Annotated in this window: 23 protein-coding genes; 11 read left to right on the forward strand and 12 right to left on the reverse strand. The window is 70.8% G+C overall.

The window, feature by feature from the left end; all coding sequences use genetic code 11:
- Window positions 1-249: 249 nt before the first annotated feature.
- Complete coding sequence (gene dnaA, locus BT341_RS06035; RefSeq protein ID WP_072475327.1) at window positions 250-1,860, reverse strand: chromosomal replication initiator protein DnaA; 1,611 nt, start codon at window positions 1,858-1,860, stop codon at window positions 250-252.
- Between the two features lie 574 nt (window positions 1,861-2,434).
- On the opposite strand from dnaA, the gene rpmH reads away from it, so the two are divergent.
- The 8 genes from rpmH to BT341_RS06075 all read left to right on the forward strand — a co-directional run bounded on the left by rpmH (window position 2,435) and on the right by BT341_RS06075 (window position 8,013).
- Window positions 2,435-2,578 (forward strand): 50S ribosomal protein L34, encoded by a 144-nt coding sequence (gene rpmH, locus BT341_RS06040; RefSeq protein ID WP_043787046.1) that lies wholly within the window; start codon window positions 2,435-2,437, stop codon window positions 2,576-2,578.
- Between the two features lie 21 nt (window positions 2,579-2,599).
- Window positions 2,600-3,034, forward strand: coding sequence for a ribonuclease P protein component (rnpA, locus tag BT341_RS06045; RefSeq protein ID WP_072475328.1), 435 nt, complete (start codon window positions 2,600-2,602; stop codon window positions 3,032-3,034).
- A 5-nt stretch (window positions 3,035-3,039) separates the two neighbouring features.
- Window positions 3,040-3,366 carry a membrane protein insertion efficiency factor YidD gene (yidD, locus tag BT341_RS06050; protein ID WP_072481801.1) on the forward strand — a complete coding sequence of 109 codons (327 nt, stop codon included), beginning with the start codon at window positions 3,040-3,042 and terminating at the stop codon, window positions 3,364-3,366.
- A 5-nt stretch (window positions 3,367-3,371) separates the two neighbouring features.
- A complete protein-coding gene (yidC, locus tag BT341_RS06055; protein WP_072475329.1) occupies window positions 3,372-4,505 on the forward strand; it encodes a membrane protein insertase YidC in 1,134 nt (377 codons plus the stop codon).
- A gap of 30 nt (window positions 4,506-4,535) precedes the next feature.
- Complete coding sequence (locus BT341_RS06060; protein ID WP_072481802.1) at window positions 4,536-5,099, forward strand: Jag family protein; 564 nt, start codon at window positions 4,536-4,538, stop codon at window positions 5,097-5,099.
- Between the two features lie 231 nt (window positions 5,100-5,330).
- Complete coding sequence (gene rsmG, locus BT341_RS06065) at window positions 5,331-6,014, forward strand: 16S rRNA (guanine(527)-N(7))-methyltransferase RsmG (RefSeq protein WP_072475330.1); 684 nt, start codon at window positions 5,331-5,333, stop codon at window positions 6,012-6,014.
- Window positions 6,015-6,091: 77 nt separating this feature from the next.
- Window positions 6,092-7,018, forward strand: a complete 927-nt coding sequence (locus BT341_RS06070; RefSeq protein WP_072475331.1) for a ParA family protein — start codon at window positions 6,092-6,094, stop codon at window positions 7,016-7,018.
- A complete protein-coding gene (locus BT341_RS06075) occupies window positions 7,015-8,013 on the forward strand; it encodes a ParB/RepB/Spo0J family partition protein (RefSeq protein ID WP_072475332.1) in 999 nt (332 codons plus the stop codon). Before BT341_RS06070 ends, BT341_RS06075 begins: the two co-directional genes overlap by 4 nt.
- Before the next feature lie 134 nt (window positions 8,014-8,147).
- On the opposite strand, the gene BT341_RS06080 is transcribed toward BT341_RS06075, so the two are convergent.
- Both BT341_RS06080 and BT341_RS06085 read right to left on the reverse strand, forming a co-directional pair.
- Window positions 8,148-9,092: a D-alanine--D-alanine ligase family protein gene (locus BT341_RS06080; protein WP_072475333.1), complete on the reverse strand. Its 945-nt coding sequence runs from the start codon at window positions 9,090-9,092 to the stop codon at window positions 8,148-8,150.
- A 28-nt stretch (window positions 9,093-9,120) separates the two neighbouring features.
- Window positions 9,121-10,440 (reverse strand): aminotransferase-like domain-containing protein, encoded by a 1,320-nt coding sequence (locus tag BT341_RS06085; protein ID WP_072475334.1) that lies wholly within the window; start codon window positions 10,438-10,440, stop codon window positions 9,121-9,123.
- 209 nt (window positions 10,441-10,649) lie between these two features.
- Between BT341_RS06085 and BT341_RS06090 the strand changes: the two genes are divergently transcribed.
- On the forward strand, window positions 10,650-11,294 hold the full coding sequence (locus BT341_RS06090; RefSeq protein WP_026468783.1) for a GNAT family N-acetyltransferase: 645 nt from the start codon (window positions 10,650-10,652) through the stop codon (window positions 11,292-11,294).
- Between the two features lie 207 nt (window positions 11,295-11,501).
- On the opposite strand, the gene BT341_RS06095 is transcribed toward BT341_RS06090, so the two are convergent.
- From BT341_RS06095 to murJ, 7 genes are all read right to left on the reverse strand, one after another.
- The gene (locus BT341_RS06095) at window positions 11,502-12,650 is read right to left on the reverse strand and encodes an N-acetylmuramoyl-L-alanine amidase (protein ID WP_072475335.1); all 1,149 of its coding nucleotides are present in this window, start codon (window positions 12,648-12,650) and stop codon (window positions 11,502-11,504) included.
- 278 nt (window positions 12,651-12,928) lie between these two features.
- The gene (gene trxA, locus BT341_RS06100) at window positions 12,929-13,252 is read right to left on the reverse strand and encodes a thioredoxin (RefSeq protein WP_072475336.1); all 324 of its coding nucleotides are present in this window, start codon (window positions 13,250-13,252) and stop codon (window positions 12,929-12,931) included.
- A 35-nt stretch (window positions 13,253-13,287) separates the two neighbouring features.
- Window positions 13,288-14,280: a thioredoxin-disulfide reductase gene (gene trxB / locus BT341_RS06105; RefSeq protein WP_072475337.1), complete on the reverse strand. Its 993-nt coding sequence runs from the start codon at window positions 14,278-14,280 to the stop codon at window positions 13,288-13,290.
- Between the two features lie 77 nt (window positions 14,281-14,357).
- Window positions 14,358-15,164: a hypothetical protein gene (locus tag BT341_RS06110; RefSeq protein WP_072475338.1), complete on the reverse strand. Its 807-nt coding sequence runs from the start codon at window positions 15,162-15,164 to the stop codon at window positions 14,358-14,360.
- Complete coding sequence (sigM, locus tag BT341_RS06115) at window positions 15,161-15,784, reverse strand: RNA polymerase sigma factor SigM (RefSeq protein ID WP_072475339.1); 624 nt, start codon at window positions 15,782-15,784, stop codon at window positions 15,161-15,163. The genes BT341_RS06110 and sigM overlap by 4 nt, the downstream gene beginning before the upstream one ends.
- Window positions 15,785-15,815: 31 nt before the next feature.
- Window positions 15,816-17,402, reverse strand: a complete 1,587-nt coding sequence (locus tag BT341_RS06120; RefSeq protein WP_072475340.1) for a protein kinase family protein — start codon at window positions 17,400-17,402, stop codon at window positions 15,816-15,818.
- Window positions 17,403-17,480: 78 nt separating this feature from the next.
- The gene (gene murJ, locus BT341_RS06125; protein WP_245805300.1) at window positions 17,481-19,199 is read right to left on the reverse strand and encodes a murein biosynthesis integral membrane protein MurJ; all 1,719 of its coding nucleotides are present in this window, start codon (window positions 19,197-19,199) and stop codon (window positions 17,481-17,483) included.
- A gap of 375 nt (window positions 19,200-19,574) precedes the next feature.
- On the opposite strand from murJ, the gene BT341_RS06130 reads away from it, so the two are divergent.
- The gene (locus BT341_RS06130; RefSeq protein ID WP_072475341.1) at window positions 19,575-20,207 is read left to right on the forward strand and encodes a hypothetical protein; all 633 of its coding nucleotides are present in this window, start codon (window positions 19,575-19,577) and stop codon (window positions 20,205-20,207) included.
- A gap of 124 nt (window positions 20,208-20,331) precedes the next feature.
- On the opposite strand, the gene BT341_RS06135 is transcribed toward BT341_RS06130, so the two are convergent.
- Window positions 20,332-22,488 (reverse strand): DUF6049 family protein, encoded by a 2,157-nt coding sequence (locus BT341_RS06135; RefSeq protein WP_072475342.1) that lies wholly within the window; start codon window positions 22,486-22,488, stop codon window positions 20,332-20,334.
- Complete coding sequence (locus BT341_RS06140; RefSeq protein WP_072475343.1) at window positions 22,485-23,039, reverse strand: NUDIX hydrolase; 555 nt, start codon at window positions 23,037-23,039, stop codon at window positions 22,485-22,487. The genes BT341_RS06135 and BT341_RS06140 overlap by 4 nt, the downstream gene beginning before the upstream one ends.
- Before the next feature lie 101 nt (window positions 23,040-23,140).
- On the opposite strand from BT341_RS06140, the gene BT341_RS06145 reads away from it, so the two are divergent.
- A complete protein-coding gene (locus BT341_RS06145) occupies window positions 23,141-24,583 on the forward strand; it encodes a CCA tRNA nucleotidyltransferase (protein WP_072475344.1) in 1,443 nt (480 codons plus the stop codon).
- Window positions 24,584-24,678 lie beyond the last annotated feature (95 nt).

Here is a 24,678-nt window from a genome sequence, read left to right on the forward strand (position 1 = left end):
GGGTGTGGACGTAATCCGGATCGTCGCTGGTGGGAGATCCGTTGGCACTGTGGGCAATCTGCCCACACCATGGGGAAACTTCCTTGTGTATCAATGGTTTCCGCCTCATGACGAAGCACGCGTACGCGCCTTCGCTGCTTCGCGCGCGTACGCGTGCTTCGCGTCCAAATTGGGCACACACATGAAACGGCTGCGGGGCGTCCATCCGATGTGGACGCCCCGCAGCCGTTGAGGGATAAGGAAGAGCGGCTACTGACGCGCGCGCTGCTTGATGCGCGAAGTCAGCTCCTGCACCTGGTCGTAGATGCGCCGGCGTTCGGCCATCTCCTTGCGGATCTTCTTGTCCGCGTGCATGACGGTCGTGTGGTCGCGGCCGCCGAACGTCTGCCCGATCTTCGGCAGCGACATGTCGGTCAGCTCGCGGCAGAGGTACATCGCGATCTGGCGGGCCGTGGCGAGCGCTTTCGTCTTGCCTGGCCCGCACAGGTCGTCGAGCGTCACGTCGAAGAACTCCGCCGTGACGCCCATGATGGTCGGCGCGGTGATCTCCGGCGCGTGCGAGTCCGGGATCAGGTCCCGCAGCACGATCTCCGCGAGCCCGACGTCGACCGGCTGCTGGTTCAGCGACGCGAACGCGGTGACGCGGATGAGGGCGCCCTCGAGCTCCCGGATGTTCGCCTCGACGCGCGAGGCGATGAACTCCAGGACCTCGCCGGGCACCGCCAGCCTGTCCTGTGCCGCCTTTTTCCGGAGGATCGCGATGCGCGTCTCCAGTTCGGGCGGCTGGATGTCGGTGATCAGGCCCCACTCGAACCGCGTCCGCAGCCGGTCTTCGAGGGTCTCGAGGCGCTTCGGCGGCCGGTCGGAGCTGACGACGATCTGCTTGTTCGCGTTGTGGAGGGTGTTGAAGGTGTGGAAGAACTCTTCCTGCGTCCCTTCCTTGCCCTCCAGGAACTGGATGTCGTCGACGAGCAGGATGTCGATGTCGCGGTAGCGCCGCTGGAACGCGACCTTGCGGTCGTCGCGCAGCGAGTTGATGAAGTCGTTCGTGAACTCTTCGGTCGAGACGTACCGGACGCGCATGCCGGGGAAGAGCCGTTGCGCGTAGTGACCGACCGCGTGCAGCAGGTGAGTCTTGCCGAGGCCCGACTCGCCCCAGATGAAAAGCGGGTTGTACGCGCGGGCGGGCGCTTCGGCGACGGCGACCGCGGCCGCGTGCGCGAAGCGGTTGGAGGCGCCGATGACGAAGGTGTCGAAGGTGTACTTCTCGTTCAGCTTCGTCTTGGAAGTCTGCGGCTGGGCCGGCGCGGTGTAGGGCTGGCCGGCGATCGGCTGGCCGGAGAACGTCGGCCAGATCTCGTGGACGGCGGCGAGCGCCTCGCCTTCTTCGTCCACCTCTTCGTCGGTGTCGTCGCCGTCGTCCGGCTTCGCCGCGACGGCCTGGTGCGGCGGCAGCGGCGGCGCCGGGTCGGGTCGCGGCGGGGGCATCATCGGCGCGCCGTTGGCCGGCAGCGGCGGAGCGGGTTCGGGACTCGCGCCGTTTTCCACCCGGCCGGGTGACGGTGCGTAGCGGGGCGCGGGCGCCGGCGCGACGGCCTCGGCGCTGTCCACCTTCACCGCGAGCGAGATGGCGCGGCCGAGCCGGCGCGAGAGCGCGTCCGTGATCGCGCCGCGCAGGCCGCGTTCGATCGCTTCCTTCGCGAAGTCGCTGGGGGCCGCCAGGAGAGCCGTGCCGTCGAGCAGGCCGATCGGGCGGGTCACGCGCATCCAGGCACGCTGCTGGGGGGACAGGGTCCCGTCGGACAGTTCGCGGACCACCTGTTCCCAGATGACGCCCAGGTTGTGCTGGTGCTCCGACACCTGTCTGGCTCCCCTCCCCTCGTCGGCGTGGACGGCCGAACGCCCCCGGTCACCCCGCCCGGCACTCACCGGCGGACCTGCGTGCGCGTCGGCACGGCGAATATCCACATAGTTGTCCACAGCTGTGCACTAATGTACGGCGACCCGCGGCGACGCCACCTGCGGGCTCGTCGTAAGCCGGTGGGCACTCCACCACCCGGATACTCGTGCACCTCGACCGGTGACCCGAGAGAGGCACGCTAACAAGCCCCGCCCGCTGCCACAAGGCATCCTGGGCCGCCAGCATTTCACGGTGTACGGCGTGTTGCCATTCGGTGCCCCGGCGTCGACGATCCGGGGCCGGCGCACCGGTCGCGGACCGTGGCCGAGGGGGTGCTTACCGACCGCCGGACGGGGGTGCGTACCCTCGTAAGGTCTCCCGTATGCGACGGGTGCGTTTCGCGTGCCCACGTTGTCGTCGCTCGTCGTGACGAGGCCACACGTTGGTAGGAGACACCAGAGACTGCCGTGCGCCCGCACGACACGCCAGGCGGGAAGGGAATCTTTCCGCCCGACGCGACACACAGGAGAAGCAGTGAGCAAGGGTAAGCGCACCTTCCAGCCGAACAACCGCCGCCGCGCGAAGACCCACGGGTTCCGCCTGCGCATGCGCACCCGCGCCGGCCGGGCCATCCTGGCGGCCCGCCGTCGCAAGGGCCGCGCCGCGCTGTCCGCCTGATCCGGCACGTCGGGGCGCGCCGTGCTGCCTGCTGCCGCACGTCTGCGGCGGAGTGAGGACTTCCGCGTGGTTCTCCGTCGCGGGTCCCGGGCAGGCAGGCGCCGCCTCGTCGTCCACGCGCTGACCACGGACCCGTCCGAGGCCACCGGCACGCCGCCGGTGGCCAGGGCGGGTTTTGTGGTGAGCAAGGCCGTCGGCAACTCGGTGGTCCGCCACCGCGTCACCCGGCGGTTGCGTCACCTCGTTTCGGCCCGCCTCGGAACCCTGCCGTCCGGCAGCGCGTTGGTCATACGGGCATTGCCGCCGTCCGCGAACGCGTCCAGCGCCGAGCTCGGAGCCGATCTCGACGCCGCGTTGCGTCGGCTGGGTCTTTCACCGTCGCGCCGTCCGGCCGGGGATGTCCCCCGCCCGACGCGTCCCCCGGACGCGGCCCCCGACCACGGATCAGCGGTGTGACCGGCATGCGAGCCACCTCCGAGCACGAATCCCACGAGCACGACGTGGAGCCCGCGCCCCCGCGGCCCGGTCCCGTCGCCTGGGTCCTGCTCCTCCCCATCAAGCTCTACCGCAAGGCGATTTCGCCCTTCCTTCCGCCGGCTTGCCGGTTCTACCCGAGCTGCAGCGCGTACGCAGTCGAAGCCCTCACCCGGCACGGCGCCGGCCGCGGCTCCTACCTCGCGCTGCGCCGGCTGCTGCGCTGCGGCCCGTGGACCCCGCCCGGCCGCGACCCGGTACCCGAGCAGTTCTCGTGGCGCCACCGACGACCTGAAACACCGATCGAGGAGTAGCAGCAGTGCTCGATTTCATCTACTACCCCGTGTCCTTCATCCTCTGGTGTTGGCACAAGGTCTTCGGGTTCGTCTTCGGGGAATCCACCGCGGTCGCCTGGATCCTCGGCATCATCTTCCTGACGTTCACCGTCCGCGGCATCATGTTCAAGCCGTTCGTGAACCAGGTCCGGTCGATGAAGAAGATGCAGGACTTCGCGCCGGAGATGAAGAAGATCCAGAAGAAGTACGCGAACGACCGGCAGCGCCAGGCCGCGGAGATGCAGAAGCTCCAGAAGGAGCACGGCGTCAACCCGCTCGGCAGCTGCCTGCCGATGCTTCTCCAGATCCCGGTGTTCATCGGCCTGAACCACGTCCTGCGCGCGTTCACGATGCCGCCGCCCGGTGGCGGGGTGAAGACCGAGAACTACTTCTTCAGCCAGCACGACGTCGAGTCGTACGTCAACGCGAAGCTCTTCGGCGTCAACCTCGGTGAGGCCGTCTACAACGGTGTCGGTGTCGTCAGCGGCGGCGCCACGAACGTCGGCTTCCACTGGAGCGTGCTCCCGGTCGCGCTGCCGCTGATGATCGTCGCGTCGATCGCCACGCACCTCACCGCGCGGCACTCGGTGGCCCGGCAGAACGCCGCATCGGCCACCCCGCAGACCGCGATCATGAACAAGCTGACGATGTACATCTTCCCGCTCGGTGTCCTCGTCTTCGGTGCGCTGTTCCCGCTCGGCCTCCTCTTCTACTGGCTGGCGAACAACGGCTGGACCCTGATGCAGCAGCGCCTCGTCTACACGAAGATCGACAAGGAAGAGGCGGCCCGCAAGGCGGAGGCCGCGGAGAAGCGCTCGTCGCTCGGCCCGAAGCCCGGGCAGAAGCCGGCCGCGCCGAAGGTCGGCCAGAAGCCGGTCCAGCAGAAGAAGAACCAGTCCGCGCAGACCGGTGGCCAGAAGAAGGTCACCAAGGCCGGCTCGGCCCACGGCTTCGCGCAGACCACGCCCGCCGCGTCGGGTGCGACGGCGGCCTCCGCGAGCGACGGCGACAAGACCCCGGCCGACACGAACGGCCAGAACGGCTCGAAGGACAACGGCACCGGCGTGCCCGGCCTTCTCAAAGACTCGACCAGGAAGTCGGGCCGGAAGCGTCGCTGAGACGCGACCGGTTCGGAGAGGAGACGAATGATGTCGGAGACGATCGACACGATCGACACCGATCAGGACGACGCGGCCCCGGGCGCGACCACCGGCGAGGCGGCCGAGCAGAAGGCGGGAGGTGGCGACGACGACATCCTCGTGCGGGAGGGTGACATCGCCGGCGACTACCTCGAGCGCCTGCTGGACCTGCTCGACTACGACGGTGACATCGACTTGGACGTGGAGGCCGGCCGCGCGATCGTGAGCATCGACGGCGGCGAGGACCTCGAGAAGCTCGTCGGTCCCCGCGGCACGGTGCTCGAGGCGCTGCAGGAGCTGACCCGTCTGGCCGTCCAGCAGGAGACGGGCTCGCGGAGCCGCCTGATGCTGGACATCGCGGGCTGGCGCGCGGACCGCCGCGAGGAGCTGAAGGAGCTCGGCCGCTCGACAGCGGAGTCGGTCCTGCAGAGCGGCGAGCGCGTGCGGCTGCAGCCGATGAGCCCGTTCGAGCGCAAGGTGGTCCACGACGCCGTGGCGGCAGTGGCCGGCGTGACGAGCGAGAGCGAGGGCGAGGACCCGAAGCGCCGCGTGGTGATCTTCCCGGAGTCCTGAGACGCGATCGACCGAAGCGGCCCCATCCGACTGGTTCGGATGGGGCCGCTTCTTTGTGGGCTGTGGGCGACGAACTACAGCGGTGTTGTTTCACGTGGAACCGGCCGCAGCCGCCGCCGGGTGAGTGGAGTTGTCCACATCTGCGGTCTGTCGGCTCGTTTTCTCCTCGGCATCGGGGACAATCGACACAGCGCCGTTTCACGTGAAACGCGCGGACGAGGAGTAGACGGAGTGAGCTTGGAGCAGGCCGCGGAGACGACACGAGCCGCGGCGGACCGGGTGTTCGGTGCGCACGTTGACCAAGCCGCTGGGTACGTCGAACTCCTGGAGCGCCACGGCGTCGAGCGCGGGTTGATCGGGCCGCGGGAGGTCGAGCGGCTGTGGGAGCGGCACGTCCTCAACTCGGCCGTCATCGGCGAGCAGATGGCCGAAGGGGTCCGGGTCGTTGACGTCGGCTCGGGAGCGGGGCTTCCGGGAGTACCGCTCGCCATCGCGCGACCGGACCTCGATATCGTCTTGCTCGAACCGATGGCCCGCCGGGTGGACTGGCTGGCCGAGGTGGCCGAGAAGCTGGAACTCCCGATCACCATCGTCCGTGGACGCGCGGAGGAGCGGCCTGTGCGTGAGCAGCTCGGTGGCGCCGACATCGTCACCGCTCGCGCGGTCGCCCCACTCGCCCGGCTCGCGGACTGGTGCCTGCCGCTCGTTCGTCCCGACGGTTTCCTGGTCGCTCTCAAGGGGGCCAGCGCGGCGGACGAGATCGACCGGGACGGCGCCGCCATCCGCAAGGCCGGCGGGGCTGACCCTCTGATCGTCGAATGCGGCGCCGCGGTACTCGAGGTGCGCAGCACGGTCGTGAAGATCCGTCGCCTGCCGACGGCCGGCAAGCCGAAGGCGCGGAGCAGGAAGCGCTAGCGGGTCGCGATGTTCCACGTGAAACGACGCGACTCGACCACCGACCAGACGTCTACATGGAGGAGGTGTCGAGACCGGTGAATCCCCCGCCGTCCGACTCCACGGAGACCACCCCCGACGTGGGCTGGACCCCGATCGCCGAAGAAGCCGCCCGCGCCGCGCGTCTGCTGCACCCGAAGGAGGGCGAACTCCCCCGACCCAGCCGTCGCCGCGTGCTGACCGTCGCCAACCAGAAGGGCGGCGTCGGCAAGACGACGAGCACGGTCAACCTCGCCGCCGCGCTCGCGCTGCACGGGCTCAAGACGCTCGTCGTCGATCTCGACCCGCAGGGCAACGCCAGCACGGCGCTCGACGTCGACCACCGGTCCGGGACACCGTCCATCTACGAGGTGCTCATCGGCGAGGTGACGCTCGCGGAGGCCGCCCAGGCGACCGAGCAGTCCCCGAACCTCTTCTGCGTTCCCGCCACGATCGACCTCGCCGGCGCCGAGATCGAGCTCGTCTCGATGGCGTCCCGCGAGTCCCGGCTCAAGGAAGCGATCTCCTCGGAGATCCTCAACGAGATCGGCGTCGACTACGTCTTCATCGACTGCCCGCCGTCGCTCGGCCTCCTCACGGTCAACGCGATGGTCGCCGCGCAGGAGGTACTCATCCCGATCCAGTGCGAGTACTACGCGCTCGAAGGGCTCGGGCAGCTGCTCAGCAACATCGAGCTCGTGCAGCAGCACCTCAACCGCGAGCTGCACGTCTCGACCATCCTCCTCACCATGTACGACGGCCGCACCAAGCTGGCCGACCAGGTGACGAACGAGGTCCGGAACCACTTCGGCGACACCGTTCTGAAGACGGTCATTCCCCGCAGCGTGAAGGTGTCCGAGGCGCCCGGGTACGGCCAGACCGTCCTCGCGTACGACCCGGGTTCTCGCGGCGCAATGAGCTACGTCGACGCGGCCAAGGAGATCGCCGTGCGCGGCGCACAGTTGGAGAGGGGTAGTTCCACATGACCGAGCGCAGAGGAGGGCTGGGGCGCGGCCTCGCCGCCCTGATCCCGACCGGACCGGCCGGCGGCGGCCCCCTGCCCGCGCCCGGTGACCCGGCGGCCGACAAGAAGGCCGCCGAGGACAAGGGCTGGTTCGCGGCCAACGGCGCGGCGAAGGCGCACAGCGGCGAGGTCGCCGGTGCCGTCTACCGCGAGATCCCGGTCAGCTCGATCAAGCCGAACCCGAAGCAGCCGCGCCAGGTCTTCGACGAAGACGCGCTCGCCGAGCTCGAGCACTCGATCCGCGAGTTCGGGCTCATGCAGCCCATCGTCGTCCGCGAACTCGGGGACAACGAGTACGAGCTCGTCATGGGCGAGCGTCGGCTGCGTGCTTCGCAGCAGGCGGAGCTGGAGGCGATCCCGGCGATCGTCCGGCAGACCGCCGACGAGTCGATGCTGCGCGACGCGCTCCTGGAGAACATCCACCGCGTCCAGCTGAACCCGCTCGAGGAGGCGGCGGCGTACCAGCAGCTGCTCGACGAGTTCGCCGTCACGCACGAAGAGCTGGCGAGCCGGATCGGCCGCAGCCGTCCGGTCATCACCAACACGATCCGGCTCCTCAAGCTCCCCTTGCCGGTGCAGCGCCGGGTGGCCGCGGGCGTCCTGTCCGCCGGTCACGCGCGGGCGTTGCTGTCGCTCGAGGACCCCGAGAGCCAGGAGGAGCTCGCCGCGCGGATCGTCGCGGAAGGCATGTCGGTGCGGGCGACCGAGGAAGCCGTCACGCTCAAGAAGAGCGAGAAGCCGGCGAAGCCGAAGGCCGCGCCGCGCAAGCCGATCCAGGCGCCCGGACTGCAGGAGCTGGCGAACCGGCTTTCGGACACGTTCGACACCCGGGTGAAGGTCGACCTCGGCCGCCGCAAGGGCCGGATCGTGCTCGAATTCGGCTCGGTGGACGACCTCGAGCGCATCGTCTCGATCATTGACGCGAACGCGGCAAATCGGGCACCGGAAACCGATTAGGGATCACCCCGGGGTGTTTCGTCACGGTGATGATTGCGCATCGCAGCCGCGACGAACACACTTGGTGATCACCATCTGGGACGCGAAAAAGGCCACCGCGGAAGCTTCCGCAGTGGCCTTTCGTGCGTCCCGGGTCAGCGAGTGACGGCTCGCGCGATCAGGTCGGCGAACACCGTGCCGAGCGACTTGCCCGCCGCCTCGATCGCCATCGGCACCGTCGAGGTCTCGGTGAGCCCCGGCGACGGGTTCACCTCCAGGAAGTGCGCGGTGCCGTCCGGCGTGATGACCGCGTCGGTGCGGGAGATGTCCCGCAGGCCGAGCACGCGGTGCGCGGCGACGGCCAGCTCGGCCACCGACTTGGCCGCGTCGTCGTCGAGCCGGGCCGGGGTGAAGAAGTCGGTCAGGCCGGCGGTGTACCGGGCCGTGTAGTCGTACACGCCGCTCTCCGGCACGATCTCGACCGCCGGCAGGGCCTCGGGCCCGTGCTCGCCCTCGATGACCGTCACGGCCACCTCGACGCCGTCCACGAACCGCTCGGCGAGCACGGTGTCGCCGTAGGCGAAGCAGCCGACCATCGCCGCCGGCAGCTCCGCCGCCTCGCGGACCACCTGGGTGCCGAGCGCGGAGCCGCCCTGGTCCGGCTTGAGGATCAGCGGCAGGCCGAGCCGCTCGACCATCGCGTCGAGCACCGCCTGCGCGCCGAGCTCGCGGAAGGTGCTGTGCGGCAGCACGACCCAGTCCGGCGTCGCGAACCCGGCCTTCTGCAGCAGCGCCTTGGCCGTCGGCTTGTCCCACGCGCGGCGGCAGCCCTGGGAACCGGTGCCGACGAACGGCACGTCCAGCATCTCCAGCACCGTCTGCACCGAACCGTTCTCGCCCTCGCCGCCGTGCAGCGCGACGACGACGGCGTCCGGACGCTGCGTGCGCAGCCGCTCAAGCAGGCCCGCGTCGGTGTCCCACTCCTCGATGCCGAAGCCCTCGGACTTCAGCGCCGCGGACAACCGGCGGCCGGACCTCAGTGAGACGTCGCGTTCGTGCGAAAGCCCGCCGGCGAGCACGGCAACGGTACGGTCGACCACCGTGGGAACTCCTTAACTTCGAACAGAACTAGACCGTGTCCGGGGACGGGTTCTGCGGTCCCTGGATCTGGCGCGAGGTCACGCTACCGAAGGTGCGCGCGAGGTCCATTTCGGACTCCAGCACGGCGGCCAGCCGCCGCACGCCCTCGCGGATCCGCTCCGGCGTCGGATAGCAGTAGGACAGCCGCATCTGACGGCTGCCGAACCCGTCGGCGTAGAAGCCGGTCCCGGACGCGTACGCCACCCGGGCGGTCACCGCGCGCGGCAGCATCGCCTTGGTGTCCACGCCTTCCGGCACCGTCACCCACATGTAGAACCCGCCCTCCGGCTTGGTCCACGAGCAGCCCGGGGGCAGGTACTGGTCGAGCGCGGACAGGATCGCGTCCCGCCGCTCGCGGTAGTTCTCCCGGAACTTCTTGATCTGGCCCTTCCAGTCGTGCGTGGCCAGGTAGCGCGACACGATCATCTGGTTGAACGTCGGCGGGCACAACGTCGCCGACTCCGCGGCCAGCACGAGCTTCTCGCGCACGGCGTGCGGGGCGAGCACCCAGCCGACGCGCAGGCCGGAAGCGAACGTCTTGGAGAACGAACCGAGGTACACGACGTTGTCAGGGTCGGTCGAGCGCAGCGCCGGGTAGGTCTGGCCGTCGAAGCCGAGCAACCCGTACGGGTTGTCTTCGACGACGAGGACGCCGTGGGCGCGGCAGATCTCGAGGATCTCCGCGCGGCGCTCGACGGCCAGCGTGACGCCGGCGGGGTTGTGGAAGTTCGGGATCGTGTAGAGGAACTTGACCCGGCGGCCGGCCTTCTTCGCCTGGTCGAGCGCCTCGCGAAGCAGCGACGGCACCAGGCCGTGGTCGTCCATCGCCACGTGCACGACCTGCGCCTGGTAGGCCGCGAACGAGCCCAGCGCGCCGACGTAGGACGGGCCCTCGGCGATCACGACGTCACCCGGGTCGCAGAACAGTCGCGTGACCATGTCCAGGCCCATCTGCGAGCCGACGGTCACCACGACGTCGTCCGGGTGCGCCTTGATGCCCTCCAGCGCCATGATCTCGCAGATCTGCTCGCGCAGCACCGGGATACCGTGCGCCGAGCCGTACTGCAGCGCGACGAGCCCGTCTTCGGCGATGATCTCCGCCACCTGGGCCGACAGCGTGTCGAGCGGGAGCGCGGCCAGGTTCGGCATGCCGCCGGCCAGCGAGACCACCTCCGGACGGCTGGCCACCGCGAACAGCGCCCGGATCTCGGAGGCGGTCATCCCGGCGGTGCGCGCGGCGTACCGCTCGAGATGCGGGTCGAGGTTCTGGCGGCCGCTCTGCGGCTTGCTGGGGCGGTTCTCGGTCATCGACGATTCACCCGGGGCTCGGCGTACAGGGCTGCTCGTGAAGAGCAGGACATCCCGTCGAGTGTAACCGGGCACCCATCAGGACCCCTGACCTTTCGGCGCTCGTCACATCGGCCTATCCTCGACCGTGGCTCCCGTGTTCGTGCTGTGGTCCTGCACGGCTTGACGACCGGGTGGCCGGTCGGGAGCGCAGGTCAGGGAGGTCGCGGGTGTCGCGTCGCGTCGTGGGCGTCACACTGGACAACCTGGAGCACCTTCCGAAGAGCTGTCGCCGGTGTGTGTACTGGGAGCTGGCTCCGCACCTGAAGAACCAGGCCGAGGAGTTCGGCGCCACCGAGGTCGAGAAGGAAGCCTGGGTCTCGAGCGTGCTGCTCGAGTGGGGTTCCTGCGGCCGCATCGTCTACAGCGACACGCTGCCGGTCGGGTTCGTGCTGTACGCGCCGCCGAACGCCGTCCCGCGCGCGCTGGCCTTCCCGACGTCCCCGCCGAGCGCGGACGCGGTCCTGCTCACGGCGTTCCAGGTGCTCCCCGAGTTCCGCGGTGGTGGTCTCGGCCGCATGCTGGTCCAGGCCGTGGCCAAGGACCTCACCAAGCGCGGTGTCCGCGCGATCGAGGCGTTCGGCGACGCGCGTCCCGAAGAAGCCGACCCGGACGGTGGCCACAGCTGCGTGCTGCCGGCGGCGTTCCTGCAGAGCGTCGGCTTCAAGACCGTCCGGCCGCACCAGAAGTGGCCGCGCCTGCGCCTGGAGCTGCGCTCGGCGATCACCTGGAAGGAAGACGTCGAGGCGGCGCTGGAACGGCTGCTCGGCCAGGTCACCATCACCACGGCGGAACCGAGTCTCGGCCGCGCCTGACGTCTCCGCAAACGTTTGCGCCGGGCCGTGACGTGCCCGGAATGTCCGTGTGCACAACTGTGGAAGAAGCGCCGAGTTATCCACAGAGCGCTGCTAGACGCGGTGGACAAGCTGTGGATGACTGCCCCGGACCTGGGGACGACACGCTCGTCGTCCCCAGGGGTGGTGGGGCAGGTGAAGGTGAGCCGCTAGGGGTTGTGGTCGGCCCTATTCGGCCTTGGCGAGCTCGTGCGCGAGGACGTCGGCGAACGTGAACGTTCCCGTCGGCTGGTCGCCTTCGCCGAGGAGGTACAGGCGCTTGACGGCGATCAAGATCCCCTCCGCGACGATGTCGCGGAACGCCGGATCGGCCAGCTTGCGGGCGTCGTCCGGGTTGGTCAGGTAGCCGATCTCGACGCGGACCGCCGGGCAGCGGGTGCGGGTGAAGATCTCCCACGTCTTGTAGTGCGTGCGGCAGTCGAGCATGCCGGTGCGGGCCGCGACCTCGCGCTGGATGAAGCCGGCCAGCAGCTCACCGACGGTGGACGTGGTGCCGTTGCCCGTGCCGAAGTGGAAGCTCGCGATGCCCTGGGCGCGCGGCGAGCGGTTGCCGTCGCTGTGCAGGGACAGGAACAGGTCGGCGCCCGCGTCGTTCGCGAAACGGGCGCGCTCCAGCTCGGTCGGGCTGTGGTTGGGGCCGCGGGAGATCAGGGCCTCCATGCCGGTGGCCTTCATCCGGCCTTCCAGGCGGCGCGCCAGGTCCCAGGCGATGTCGGCCTCGCGCAGCCCGCCGGCGACCACGCCGAGGTCGTCACCGCCGTGGCCGGGGTCGATCACGATGCGCTTGCCGCGCAGGCGCGGACCCGCCTGGCGCACCTGCTCCTGCTCGCGCAGGAACACGGGACGCCCGCCCCGGGCCCGCGGTGAGGACAGGCGCTTCAGCTCGCGGATGGTCGCCGGGCCGCACATGCCGTCCGGCGTCAGGCGCATGTCGCGCTGGAACGTCTTGAGCGCGCGCTCGGTCTGGGGCCCGAAGTAGCCGTCGGGGCGGCCGGCGTCGAAGCCGAGCTCGGTGAGCCGCTCCTGCAGCGTGAAGACGTCGTCGCCGTGCACCGGCGAGGCGATCATGTACGACAGCGGGCGGCTGCCCAGGTGGTAGCTGGCGCCCTTGAGCGCCTGGAAGGTCGCCGGACCCACGATGCCGTCGGTGATGAGCCCACGGCGCTGCTGGAAGGCACGGACGGCGCCCTCGACGGCGACGTCGAACGTGTCGTAGTCGTCGGTACCGGTGACCGGCGGGAGCAGGTCCATCCCGGCCAGGATGGACCTGATCTCGGCGACGTCCGGACCGGCGTCACCGCGGCGGAGTACCCGCATGCACTCCTCGCTCTTCCTAAGGCACCGAGTTCGGGGGGAGCTCGGCGCGTGGCAAGAAAACCTTCGCTGGGACGGGCCCAGGTCCTCTATTGTGCCTTGCCAACTCTCGGTGACAGCGCAGGCCCAGTAGGTAGGTCAAGGGCCCGATCGTGGAGTACCCACGGTGGCTCTCGTCACGCTTGATTCACCCACACCGGTCACATTTCCCCGAACGGCGACGGACCCGGGGTCCACGAGAGGGTTCTCGCAGGCCCCGGGTCCGCCGGGAGTGGTTCGGTTCAGAGAACGTCGGCGAGGTCCGACAGCAGCGCGGCCTTCGGCTTGGCGCCCACGATCTGCTTCACCGGCTTGCCGCCCTGGAACAGGATCAGCGTCGGGATGGACATCACCTGGTAGTCACGCGGCGTGTTCGGGTTCTCGTCGATGTCGATCTTGGCGATCGTCAGCTTGTCGCCCTTCTCGGCCGCGATCTCCTCGAGCACCGGGGCGACCATCTTGCACGGGCCGCACCAGGTGGCCCAGAAGTCGACGAGGACCGGCTTCTCGCTGGTCAGGACCTCGTCGACGAACGTCGCATCGGTCACCTTCACGGTGTTGGCCATGGTTTCTCCTTACAGGGTGGTTGAACGCCAGGAAGTCAGTTGGTGCCCGCGCCGTAGCCGCCGCCGACGAGCTCGGGCGCCTCGTGCGCGTCCGCGTCGCCGTGCTCCGCGAGCCATCGTTCCGCGTCGATCGCGGCACTGCACCCCGAGCCGGCGGCGGTGATCGCCTGCCGGTAGGTGCGGTCCACCAGGTCGCCGGCCGCGAAGACGCCGTCCAGGTTCGTGTAGGACGTCTTGCCCTTCGTGACGACGTAGCCGTCCTCGTCCAGCTCGACCTGCCCCTTCACCAGCTGGCTGCGGGGGTCGTGGCCGATCGCGACGAAGAAGCCCGACACGTCCAGCGTCGACTCGGAGCCGTCCCTGGTGTCCTTCAGCTTCAGGGCCTCGACCTTGCCGTCGCCGAGCACCTCGGTGATCTGCGAGTTCAGCTTCCACTTGATCTTCTCGTTCGCGCGGGCGCGCTCGAGCATGATCTTGGACGCGCGGAACTCGTCGCGCCGGTGGACGATCGTGACGGACTTCGCGAACTTCGTCAGGAAGGTCGCCTCCTCCATCGCCGAGTCGCCACCACCGGCGACCACGATGTCGTGGTCGCGGAAGAAGAAGCCGTCACAGGTCGCACAGGCCGAGACACCGCGGCCGAGCAGCTCCTGCTCGCCCGGCACGTTCAGGTACCGCGCCGCCGCGCCCATGGCGAGGATCACGGCGCGGGCGGCGTAGCGCTTGCCGTTCGCGTGGACGTACTTGACGTCCCCGGTCAGCTCCAGCGACTCGACGTCCTCCGCGCGCAGCTCGGCGCCGAAGCGCTCGGCCTGCTTGCGCATCTCCTCCATCAGGTCCGGACCCATGATGCCGTCGCGGAACCCGGGGAAGTTCTCGACCTCGGTCGTCGTCATCAGCGCGCCGCCGAACTGCGTGCCCTCGAACACCAGCGGCTCCAGCTGGGCCCGCGCCGCGTAGACGGCAGCGGTGTATCCGGCAGGACCCGACCCGACGATGATCAGGTTCCTGATTTCTTCGGCAGCCACCCGTGACCTCCGCTCGTAGTGACCTGTACCAGGCTCAACACGATCGTAGGTGGCCGTGTTCCCGGCCGTGACAGCTGCTACTTCTCGCCGACGACCTTGTCGAACAGCACTGCCGGATTTCCCGGTCCGCAGTCCGCGCCGAAGGCCACCAACCGGAACTGGGCCAGCTTTCCGGTGGTCAGGATGACCATCACCCCGGCCTTGCCGCCGACGTTCACCGGGCGGATGCCCTCGGGCCGCACCTTCGGATCGAGCCCGGCGGCCGCGAGGCACGCGTCGAGCCTGTCCTCGCTCTGCAGCGGGCCGAAGTCGCGCACGCCGAGCCCCTTGCCGATCAGCGCCTGCGCGCCGCTGCCGTCACTGCCGACGGTCGGGCCCGACGGTGCGGGGGCCGCGACGTTCGGGGTGCCGCTCTGCTGCGACGTGTCCGGGATCGCGACCGTCACGGCGACGACCGCCGCCGCGGCCGCGGTCAGGACACCGGCGGCCCAGCCGAGCCGCTTGTTCCGCCGCCGCCGCGCCGCCGCGAGGTCCACCACCTGGGCGCCCTGCGGTGCACTCGGCTGCGTCTGATGAGGCTGCGTCTGATGAGGCTGTGTCCGTGCCGGAAAGCGGGCCGCTGCTTCGGCGGCCAGCGCCGCGTCCAGCCGGGCCGCGAACTGCGCGGGCATCGGCGGAGCGGGTGCGTCGGCGAGCGCGGCCAGGTCGGCACGCGTCGCGTCGAGCGCGTCCAGGATCGCCCTGGCCTCCGGGTCGGCGTTGACCAGCGGCCACAGCTCGGCGGCGCGGGCGTCGTCGAGCACCCCGGCGTGGAGGTCGGCGAGCACGTCGACAGACCAGGGCGGACCGACGGTCCCCCCGATCCCCCGGCTTTCGTCCGTCATCGTCCCTCCCCGCTACCCGGCCGGCGCCCGGTCCGTTTGCTTTCGTGAGTTGGGACGTTCGCAATCGCATCGGGGTTCCGCAGGTGCCCGAGAACCTTCGCGAGTTTTCCGCGGCCCCGCGCGCACCGGCTCTTGACCGTGCCTTCGGCGATCCCGAGCAGCTTCGCCGTCTCGGCGACGGAGTATCCCTCGACGTCGACCAACACGATCGGGGCACGTTGCTCTTCGGGCAGCTGGTCGAGCGCCTCGCGCACCAGGAGGCTGGTCTCGCGCTCGGCCATCGAGTCCCGCGGGGTCGCCGGCTCGTTGAACCCGGTCTCCGGCAGCGGCACGGTCGGGCGCGCCTGCCGTCGGCGGATCCGGTCGAGGCAGGCGTTCACCACGATCCGGTGCAGCCACGTCGTGACCTGCGACTCCGCGCGGAACTTGTCGGCGGCCCGGAACGCCGAGATGAACGCGTCCTGCAACGCGTCGGCCGCTTCTTCGGGGTCGCGGACCGTGCGCAACGCGACCGCCCACATGCGGTCGCGATGTCGCTGGACGAGTTCGCTGAACGCATGAGGGTCCCCCGCGGCGTGAGCCGCTATCAGATCCGCATCCGTGGGAGCTGCAGCTGTCACCCGCCAGAGCCTACTGACCCTGTCGGATCCGTCACCCCGCAGGCAGGAAGGTCAGGTCGCCGATTTCGGTCTGGTACTCGCCGTCGTCGCCACCCAGCTGGGTGATCCAGACGATGAAGTACTGGCCCTGCGTCGGCTGAGCCAGCGGGATCGTCGTGTCGCCGTCCTTGAGGTCGCCGTTGCCGACCACCTTCGTGTCGGCCAGGTCGGGGTTCTTCTCGGTCGCGGAGCGGATTTCGACCTTGGTGCCCGGCGTGCCGCCGGTGACCTTGACCTGGCTGAGGTTGATCGGGTCGGCGAAGGTGACGACCAGTCCGACGCCGGGCTTGATGGCCGGGAACTGCTGCTTGTACTGCTCGGTCTTCCACTGCGTGCCGGGGTTGCCGTCGATCGCGTTCCTCGCCCGGCCGGGGTTGTCGCCCTTGCCCTCGGGGTTGTAGACGGCCGCGGCCTGCGGCTTCACCGGATCGCCCAGCGCGGGTGACGACGGCGGCGGAGCCGGGGCGGACGACGACGACGGCGAGGGTGCCTGGCTCGACGCCGGCGGCGCGGCCACGTTGATCGTCGGGCCGCTCGCCTTGGAGTCGCCCTGGAAGACGTTGATCAGCATCAGCCCGCCCCAGGCGAGGATGACGACGGTCGCGACCACCAGCACGGTGACGCCGAGGGCGAGCTTGCGCCGCCGGGCGACGTCCTTGACCGGCTTCTTCGTCGTCCAAACCGTGCCATCGGGCTCTGCTTCTTCGCCGCCGACGGCCTTGATCAGCTGGGTGCGCTCCTCCGCCTCGGCCACCTGGTCGAGCACGCGGAGGATGGCCGCGCTGGTGCGGATGCCGCCGTTGCCGCCGTCCTCGATCGTGCGGACGGCCAGCGACGACAGGTCGGCCGGGATCGTCGGTACCAGCTGGCGCGGCGGGACGATCCGGCCCTGCGGCGACATCGGGGCCGGCGGGATCGCGGGCGGCCCGCCGGGCAGCGCCCAGCGTCCGGTGAGCAGCAGGTACAGGACCGCGCCGAGCGCCTTGACGTCGTCGCGCAGCGTCGCCTCCGGCAGCGGGCCCGGGAACGCGAGCTTCAGCGCGCCGTTCGGCGTCAGGCGAAGGCGCTGGGGGTGGTCGAGGCCGAGGACGAGCCCGTTCTGGTGGGCCTGCTCGACGGCTTCGGCCAGCGCCTGGACCATCCGCGCGGCCGCGGCGGGCGCCACCGGCCGCTGCGCGACGAGGTCGACCAGGTCACTGCCCTTGGTCCACTCCGCGACGACGACGCCGAGCAGGCCTTCGCCCGAGGTGATGCCGCTGCCGAGGGCGAGCACGTCGAGCACGCGGGCGACGCCGCCGTGGCCGAACTTGGACGCGTGCGTGGCGCGTTCGAGGGTGCGCCGGGCCAGCCGCGCGGCTTCCGGGTCGGCCGGGTCGCCGACCAGCAGCGTCAGCGCGACGTCCCGCTTCAGCTGCCCGTCCCGCGCGCGCCAGAGGTGCGCGTCGCCCCGCTCGTCCACGCCGAACTGCGCGAGGAGGCGGTAGCGGCCGTCGCCGACCACACGCCCGGGGGCGAGCGAACCGACCTGGGCCTTGCCCACGTTCGCACCCCCCGCCTGTTCGCTCCGCCTCGTGTCCACCCGCACTCTCCCGCTAGTCCCCGCACCGAGGGTACCCAGAATACGACGCGGGAGTCGTCGCCTTCCGTACCGGAATCGTTACCCGCGCTTGATCAACCGGGTGAACCTCGAAGTGGCCGGCTTCAGCTCCTCCACCTTCAGCGCCATGAGCACCCCGAACGACACGACGATGCCCACGATGCCCTGCAGGAACAGCTTCACCCACGCCCCGAGCGTCGGCCCGAACGAGCCCGGCACCAGCTTGCCCGCGACCCACGCGGCGGCCACGCCGAGCACGCTCGCGACGACCGTGAACAGGATCACGCCGATCACCCGCTTGCTGCGCAGGTTGCCCAGCGTCACCCACAGCCACACCTGGCCGAGGATCGCGCCGACGACGAACGTCAGCGCGTTGACCATCATGACCCCGAGCACGACGTTGTCCGGCGACAGCAGCACCGGGCAGAGGTACAGCAGCGGCACCTTGACCAGCGTCATCACGATCATGATCAGCGTCGGCGTGCGCGCGTCCTTCATCGCGTAGAAGACGCGCATCTGCAGCATCACCAGCGCGTACGGCAGCAGGGCGAACGCCGAGATCGCGAGGGCGTCGCCGAGCCGCTCGGCCGTGTCGATCGTGCCCTTGCCGAAGGTGAACAGCGCGATGCCGATCGAGCCGCCGACCACCGTCATCACCGCGGAGATCGGGACGAGCATCACCGTGGAGATCCGCGACGCGTACGACAGGTCGCCGATCAGCTTCTTGTGGTCGCCGTCGGCGGCCGCGCGGCTCATCCGCGGCATGATCGCCGTCAGCAGCGAGACGCCGATGACGCCGTACGGCAGTTGGAAGAGCAGCCAGGCGTTGCTGTACGCAGTCACACCACCGGGTGAACCGCTGGTCAGCACGCGCGTGTTGATCGTGTAGCCGATCTGGCTGACGGCGACGTAGCCGAGGATCCACAGCGCGAGGCCGCCGAACTCCTTCATCTGCTTGTCGATGCCCCAGCGCCACTTGAACCGGAAGCCGGACCGCAGCAGCGGGGGCACGAGCAGGAGCGCCTGGGCGACGATGCCGCCGGTGACGCCGATGCCGAGCGTCAGCACCTTCGGATCGGTGATCGAGACGTCCGTGGTGTTGATGTCACCCGGCATGATCCAGACGACGAGGATCGTGAAGATCACGACCAGGTTGTTGATCACCGGCGCCCACGCGGTGGGGCCGAACACCTGCTTGGCGTTCAGCACCGCCGAGAGCAGCGCGAACACGCCGTAGAAGAAGATCTCGGGCAGCAGCAGGTAGGCGAACGCCGTGGTCAGCGCCGGGCTGGCCTTGCCGGACGAGTCGACATAGAGACTGGTGAACGCCGGTGCGGCGAGCACCGCGACCACCGTGCCGACCAGCAGCAGCGTGAACGCCACCGTGATGAGCCGCTGGGTGTAGGCGGTGCCGCCGTCGGGGTCGTCCTGCGAGCGCACCAGCAGCGGCACCACGACGCTGGCGAGCACGCCGCCCATCAGCAGCTCGAAGATGATGTTCGGCATCGTGTTCGCGACGTTGAACGAGTCGTTCGCGACACCCTGGCCGATCGCGCCGACCAGCAGCAGCTTCCACAGGAAGCCGGTGATCCGGCTGATCAGCGACGCGATCGCCATCCGGCCGGACGCCTTCGCCAGCGACGGCGCCTTGGCGGGTGCTTCGGTGCCGGGTTCGGCCGGCTTGACCAGCGGCGTCTTGAGCGCCGGCATGACCTGGGTGGCCAGCGCGTCGTAGGGCCGCATGACGTCCGGATCGGCGACCGGCCAGCGCGAGTTCATCGGCACGCCGGGGGTGCGCGGGATGAACCGCGTGGCCTCCGGGTCGGGCGGCCGCTGGGCCTCCTCCTGCCACGGCCGGACGGGTGCCGGACGCCGCGCCCCGCGACCCCGCGGCGGCACCGGAGTACCGGGCGGCGGGGTGCCGGGAGCGGGATTGCCGGGCGGCGGGGTCAGCGGTGGCGGAGACGGCTGCGGCAGCCGCCCCTGGAGCGACGCGCCCGGCGGCCCGGCCGGAGGTGGTGGCACGGGCGGAACGGGCTGGACGCGGGTGGGAGCAGGCCCAGCGGCACGCGGCGGCTGCCCACCGCGAACGGGCGCCACGGGCGGCGGCGGTCCCTGCGGCGAGCCTTGAGGCGGGGGCCCTGGCGGCGGCCCTTGGGGCAGGGGGCCCTGCGGCGGCGGGACACGCCGGGGCGGACGCCCGTCACGGATGGGGGCGTCGTCGCGGATGGGGCGGCCGTCGCGGATGGGGCGGCCGTCGCGCAGGGGCGCGTCCTCGCGGATCGGGCGCCCATCACGGACGGGAGCGTCGTCGCGGGCCGGTCGGCCGTCGCGTACCGGAACATCGTCCCGGGCGGGGCGGCCGTCGCGGAGGGGGGCGTCGTCGCGGATGGGGCGGTCGTCGCGCAGCGGTGCCTCGTCGCGCGCCGGGCGCTGGACCGGGCCCTCGTCGGGTGCGGGGCGGCCGTCGCGCGGTGGGGCGTCGTCGCGAGGCGGGCGCTGGTCGCGGGCTCGCCTGTCCTCGCGGGCCGGGCGGCCGCCGCGCCGGGGTGGTGGGGCGTCGTCGCGGACTGGGCGGCGGTCGCGGACCGTTGCGTCGTCCGGGGCCGGCATCTGGCGGGTGTGGCCGTTGCGGGGCGGCTGGCGGTGGCCGCGCTCCGGGGGTGGTGGAGGCGGCTGCTGGCGGCGGGCCGGCTGCGGTGGCTGTGCTGCCCGTGGGGGCCCGTCACCCCGCTGCGGGGGCTGGGCGCCTTCGCGCCGAGGACGACTCGCACGCTCGGGTGGTAAGCCCGGCTCTCTCTCCAACGCGTGCCCAATCCTCGGTGCTCGTCTCCGGTGCCGCGGCCCGGTGCCGCGCACGTGCGGACCAAGGGTAATCGGGAACGGCCCGGAACACTCAAACGCCGAGACATCAGTCCACGACGGCGCGACCCGCCTTCGCGTCCTTTACCCGCCGGTAGATCCGCCGGGAGGCGAGCAGAAGGAGGGCCACACCTGCGGCGACAGTGGCGATGATGGTGATCGCGCCGTACTCCGTCGAGGTCAGCTCGAAGCGCGCGGATGACCCGAGCGGGGTATCGGACGGCGTGCGCAACGACACATCGACGCTGAACCGGCCGGCCCGCAGGGCCTCGACCGGGACGAAGTAGTTCTTGCCGCCGCCCGCCGGGAAGAACCAGCTCCTCGCCGCGTCGGAGCGCAGGCCGGTGTTGTTGCCGAGGGTGAACCGCGCGTTGATGTCGACCGGCAGGTCGTTCACCACGTACACCGGCAGCGGCGAGTTCCCGGACGCCAGCGCGATCGTCTGCCGCGGCTGCGAGATCGTCACCCGTGAGCTGATCGCCGCGATCTCGGCCTGCGCGTTCGCGGTCGCCGCGTCGGACGGCAGGCCCCGCCAGCCCGCCGACGCGCCACGCAGCTCGGCCAGCCGGACCGGCGCCACGACGTCGTCCGGTTTCACCCGCTTGGCGGGGTCGAGCTGCATCGACGACGCCAGCCCGGTGGCCTGGCCGTCCAGGTCCGACAGCGTCGAGACGACGGCCGGGTCGGCGGCCGTGCCCGGGTCCTGGCCGCCGTCGCCGACCGGGCCCGAGCCCGCCGGGTCGGCTGACAGCAGTGACGGCAGTGACGTCGGCGTGACCACGCCGGCGCCGATGAAGTCCCCGACCTGCTGCAGGTACGTCGTCAGCTCGGCGGCCGGGGCGTCCCAGCGCCGCGGCGGGGCGACCAGCAGGTGCTCCGGCTTTCCCTGGCCGGCGGGCTGGCCGAGGCCGGCGCGGAAGGCCAGGGCGCCGAGCCCGTTCTGGCTGGAGATGGCCCGCTCGGTGCCCGCGGGCACGGTGACCGAGTCGGGCACGGTCGGCACGCCGGTCATCGCCGCGGAGATCAGCGAGTCGATCGGCTGCGCGCGGACGGCGCTGCCCTGCACGGTGACCCCGCCGCCGGCCGCGGCGGGCGCCAGCTTGCCCGTGTCGGTGAGCACGGTGCGGACACCGGCCTGGCTCAGCGCCGTGAGCACGGACTCGTTCGGGGTGCCGGCGGGCCAGAGCACGCCGGTCTGCGGCGTGACGCCGGTCAGCTGCTGGATCGTGGCCGCGCCCGAGACCGCCTGGGTCACCAGCGCGGTGTCGCCGGGACGGATCTGCGACACGGTGTTCAAATCGGCGTCGGCGAACGGCAGCGTCACCGCGCACCGGCCGGTCAGCAGCGTCTTGAGCGACGCGAGCCACGTCTTCGCGGCTTCGGCGCCCTTGCCGTCGACGTTCCCGGCGTCGGTGTGCACCTGGTAGCCGTGGCTCATCGCGTCGACGGTGGCGAGCAGGTCCGGGTCGAGCGCGAAGCACATCGACCGGGCGAGGTTCGCGTCACCCTGTACGGCCGCCGTCGCGGACGTGACCAGAGCGGTCAGCCTGCCGTCGGGCCCGATCTCGGCGGCGAGCCGGTCGTCGCGCAGCACCAGCGGCTGGCCGTACGGCGCCGCGTAGACCGGCGGGACGCCGCTGGTCAGCGGCCACAGCAACGTCATGCTCGGCGCGCCCGCCGACGAGTGGCCGGCCGTCTTGCCCGGCGCCGCCAGCACCGGCATCAGCATGCTGACCGCGCCCAGCCGGGCCGGGCCGCCGAACTCGGGCGTGCCGTTGACGTTCACCAGCAGCGGGTAGACGCCCGGGCGGCCGAACAGCGCCGCCTTCGTGCCGGTCAGGCTCACCGTGACGGTCAGCGGCGCGCTCTGCCCCGGCTCCAGCACGTCCGCGATCGAGGTGAAGTCGGTCAGCGGGGTGTCCTTGATGACCGCGCCGGACAGGACGTCGTTGATCCCGCGCGAGGTCGTCTGGCGCTCCCCGACCTGCAGCCGGACCTGCGGGCGGGTGACCCTCCGGTCGCCGGTGTTCGTCACCGTGCCCGCCACGGTCAGCGCCGTCGCCGAGCCGGTGATCACGCGGGGTCCCAGCTCGGTCAGGTCGACGCGGAGCCGGGCGCCTTCCTCCGCCTGTGCCGCCGTGGCTCCGGCGAGGGCGGGGACGGCCAGGAAGAGGACGGACAGGAAGGCTGCGGCGAACCGCTTCACTCGGGGGCTCCCTCAGGGGCGTGCTCGTCTCGTCCGTGGACGTCCGGGCGCGCGAAAAGTTCCTCGATCAGCTGGCCGGCCTTCCGGACGAGCTTGCGTTCGTCGGAGTAGGCCAGCTTGGTCTCCAGCTCGGCCAGCGGGACCCAGGCCACCTCGGTGACCTCGACGTCCTCGTCGGACAGCTCGCCGCCGAGCGCTTCGAGCAGGAAGTGGTGGACGGTCTTGTGGATGCGCCGCCGTTCGGCCACGAACCAGTAGTCGATGGTGCCCAGCGGCCGCAGCACCCGCGCGGAGATGCCGGTTTCCTCCTTCACCTCGCGCACGGCCGTCTGTTCCACTGTTTCACCGTCCTCGATGTGGCCCTTGGGCAGCGACCACAGCAGTCTGCCGTGCCGGTCGAGCCGGCCGATCAGGACCGCCTGTTCGCGCTCGGGGTCCACCACGAGGCCGCCGGCCGACGTCTCGTCGACCGTGGTCAGGCGCCTGCCGCGCTGGCGCCTGCGCCGCCTCCGCGGCTTCGAGGCGCCGGGCCGGCCGGCTGATCCAGACATGCTGCGATGCTAGAGCAAACGGTTGCCCCGGTAGGCTGGCTCTCCGTGTCCTGTCCGGCGGTGCCTGTAGTAAACCGCACCCGATGCGTAGTGGGTTTTTCGTGAACGACGTGGTCGCCAAGGAGAACGCGGTGGTGGAGCTGATGCGGCTCTCCCCTCTGGCGGACGAGCTGGCCGAGAGGTTCGCCAGGGCGGGGCACCGCCTGTACCTGGTCGGCGGCAGCGTGCGTGACGCGCTGCTCGGCCGGCGCTCCGGCGACCTCGACTTCACCACGGACGCGCGCCCCGACCGGGTGCTGAAGATCGTCAGCGAGTGGGGCGACGCGGTCTGGGATGTCGGCATCGCGTTCGGCACGGTCGGCGTGACGAAGAAGGGCATGCAGCTCGAGATCACGACGTTCCGCGCGGACAGCTACGACCGCGTCGGCCGCAATCCCGAGGTCACGTTCGGCGACACCATCGAGGGCGACCTGCTGCGTCGCGACTTCACGGTCAACGCGATGGCCGTCGAGCTGGCGACCAAGACGTTCATCGACCCGCACGACGGGTTGAGCGCGCTGCGCGAGAAGGTCCTCGACACGCCCGCGACCCCGCAGGAGTCGTTCGCCGACGACCCGCTGCGGATGCTGCGGGCCGCCCGCTTCGCCGCGCAGCTGGGCTTCACGGCCGCGCCGCGAGTGGTCGACGCGATGACGTCGATGGCGGGCGAGATCGACCGGATCACCGCCGAGCGCGTCCAGGCCGAGCTGTCGAAGCTCCTGCTGGCCGACGACCCGCGGCCCGGGCTCGAGCTGCTGGTCGACACGGGGCTCGCCGACCGGGTGCTGCCCGAGGTGCCCGGGATGCGGCTGGCGATCGACGAGCACCACCAGCACAAGGACGTCTACCAGCACTCGCTGACCGTGCTGGCCCAGGCGATCGAGCTGGAGAAGACGCACGAGCCGACGTCGGAGCCGGACCTCGTCCTGCGGCTGGCGGCGCTGCTGCACGACGTCGGCAAGCCGGCGACGCGGGAGTTCCAGCCGGGCGGCGGGGTGAGCTTCCACCACCACGAGGTGGTCGGGGCGCGGATGGCCCGCAAACGTTTGCGGGCGCTGAAGTACTCGAAGGAGATCGTCGACGACGTCTCCCAGCTCGTGTTCCTCCACCTGCGGTTCCACGGCTACGGCAAGGGCGAGTGGACGGACTCGGCGGTCCGCCGGTACGTCACCGACGCCGGGCCGCTGCTGACCCGCCTGCACAAGCTGGTGCGCGCGGACTGCACCACCCGCAACCGCCGGAAGGCCGCGGCGCTGCAGGCGACCTACGACGACCTCGAGGCCCGCATCGCCGCCATCAAGGCCAAGGAGGACCTCGACCGGGTGCGGCCGGACCTCAACGGCGAGCAGATCATGGAGCTGCTGGGCATCAAGCCGGGGCCGGACGTCGGCAAGGCGTGGAAGTTCCTCAAGGAGCTGCGCCTGGACCGCGGCCCGCTGGAGCACGACGAGGCCGTCGCCGAGCTGAAGAAGTGGGCCGCCGAGCAGGGAATCGGAAACACCTGACCGGCCCACCCGTGAATTCCGCGGAACGCTGGACCGCGGGCGCGCGGATCGGTGATACTCCGAGCCTCGGCTTCACGACGTGACCAGGGGGTTGT

Origin of the sequence: Amycolatopsis australiensis (genome assembly GCF_900119165.1) — a bacterium.
Taxonomy (GTDB): Bacteria; Actinomycetota; Actinomycetes; order Mycobacteriales; family Pseudonocardiaceae; genus Amycolatopsis; species Amycolatopsis australiensis.

What these genes read in the sequence shown, in the direction of transcription:
- yidD (WP_072481801.1), top strand. Translation starts at nt 3,040, where the DNA reads ATGCGAGCCACCTCCGAGCACGAATCCCACGAGCACGACGTGGAGCCC.
- BT341_RS06060 (WP_072481802.1), top strand. Translation starts at nt 4,536, where the DNA reads ATGTCGGAGACGATCGACACGATCGACACCGATCAGGACGACGCGGCC.
- BT341_RS06075 (WP_072475332.1), top strand. Translation starts at nt 7,015, where the DNA reads ATGACCGAGCGCAGAGGAGGGCTGGGGCGCGGCCTCGCCGCCCTGATC.
- BT341_RS06085 (WP_072475334.1), bottom strand. Translation starts at nt 10,440, where the DNA reads ATGACCGAGAACCGCCCCAGCAAGCCGCAGAGCGGCCGCCAGAACCTC.
- BT341_RS06095 (WP_072475335.1), bottom strand. Translation starts at nt 12,650, where the DNA reads ATGCGGGTACTCCGCCGCGGTGACGCCGGTCCGGACGTCGCCGAGATC.
- trxA (WP_072475336.1), bottom strand. Translation starts at nt 13,252, where the DNA reads ATGGCCAACACCGTGAAGGTGACCGATGCGACGTTCGTCGACGAGGTC.
- BT341_RS06110 (WP_072475338.1), bottom strand. Translation starts at nt 15,164, where the DNA reads ATGACGGACGAAAGCCGGGGGATCGGGGGGACCGTCGGTCCGCCCTGG.
- murJ (WP_245805300.1), bottom strand. Translation starts at nt 19,199, where the DNA reads ATGAACTCGCGCTGGCCGGTCGCCGATCCGGACGTCATGCGGCCCTAC.
- BT341_RS06140 (WP_072475343.1), bottom strand. Translation starts at nt 23,039, where the DNA reads ATGTCTGGATCAGCCGGCCGGCCCGGCGCCTCGAAGCCGCGGAGGCGG.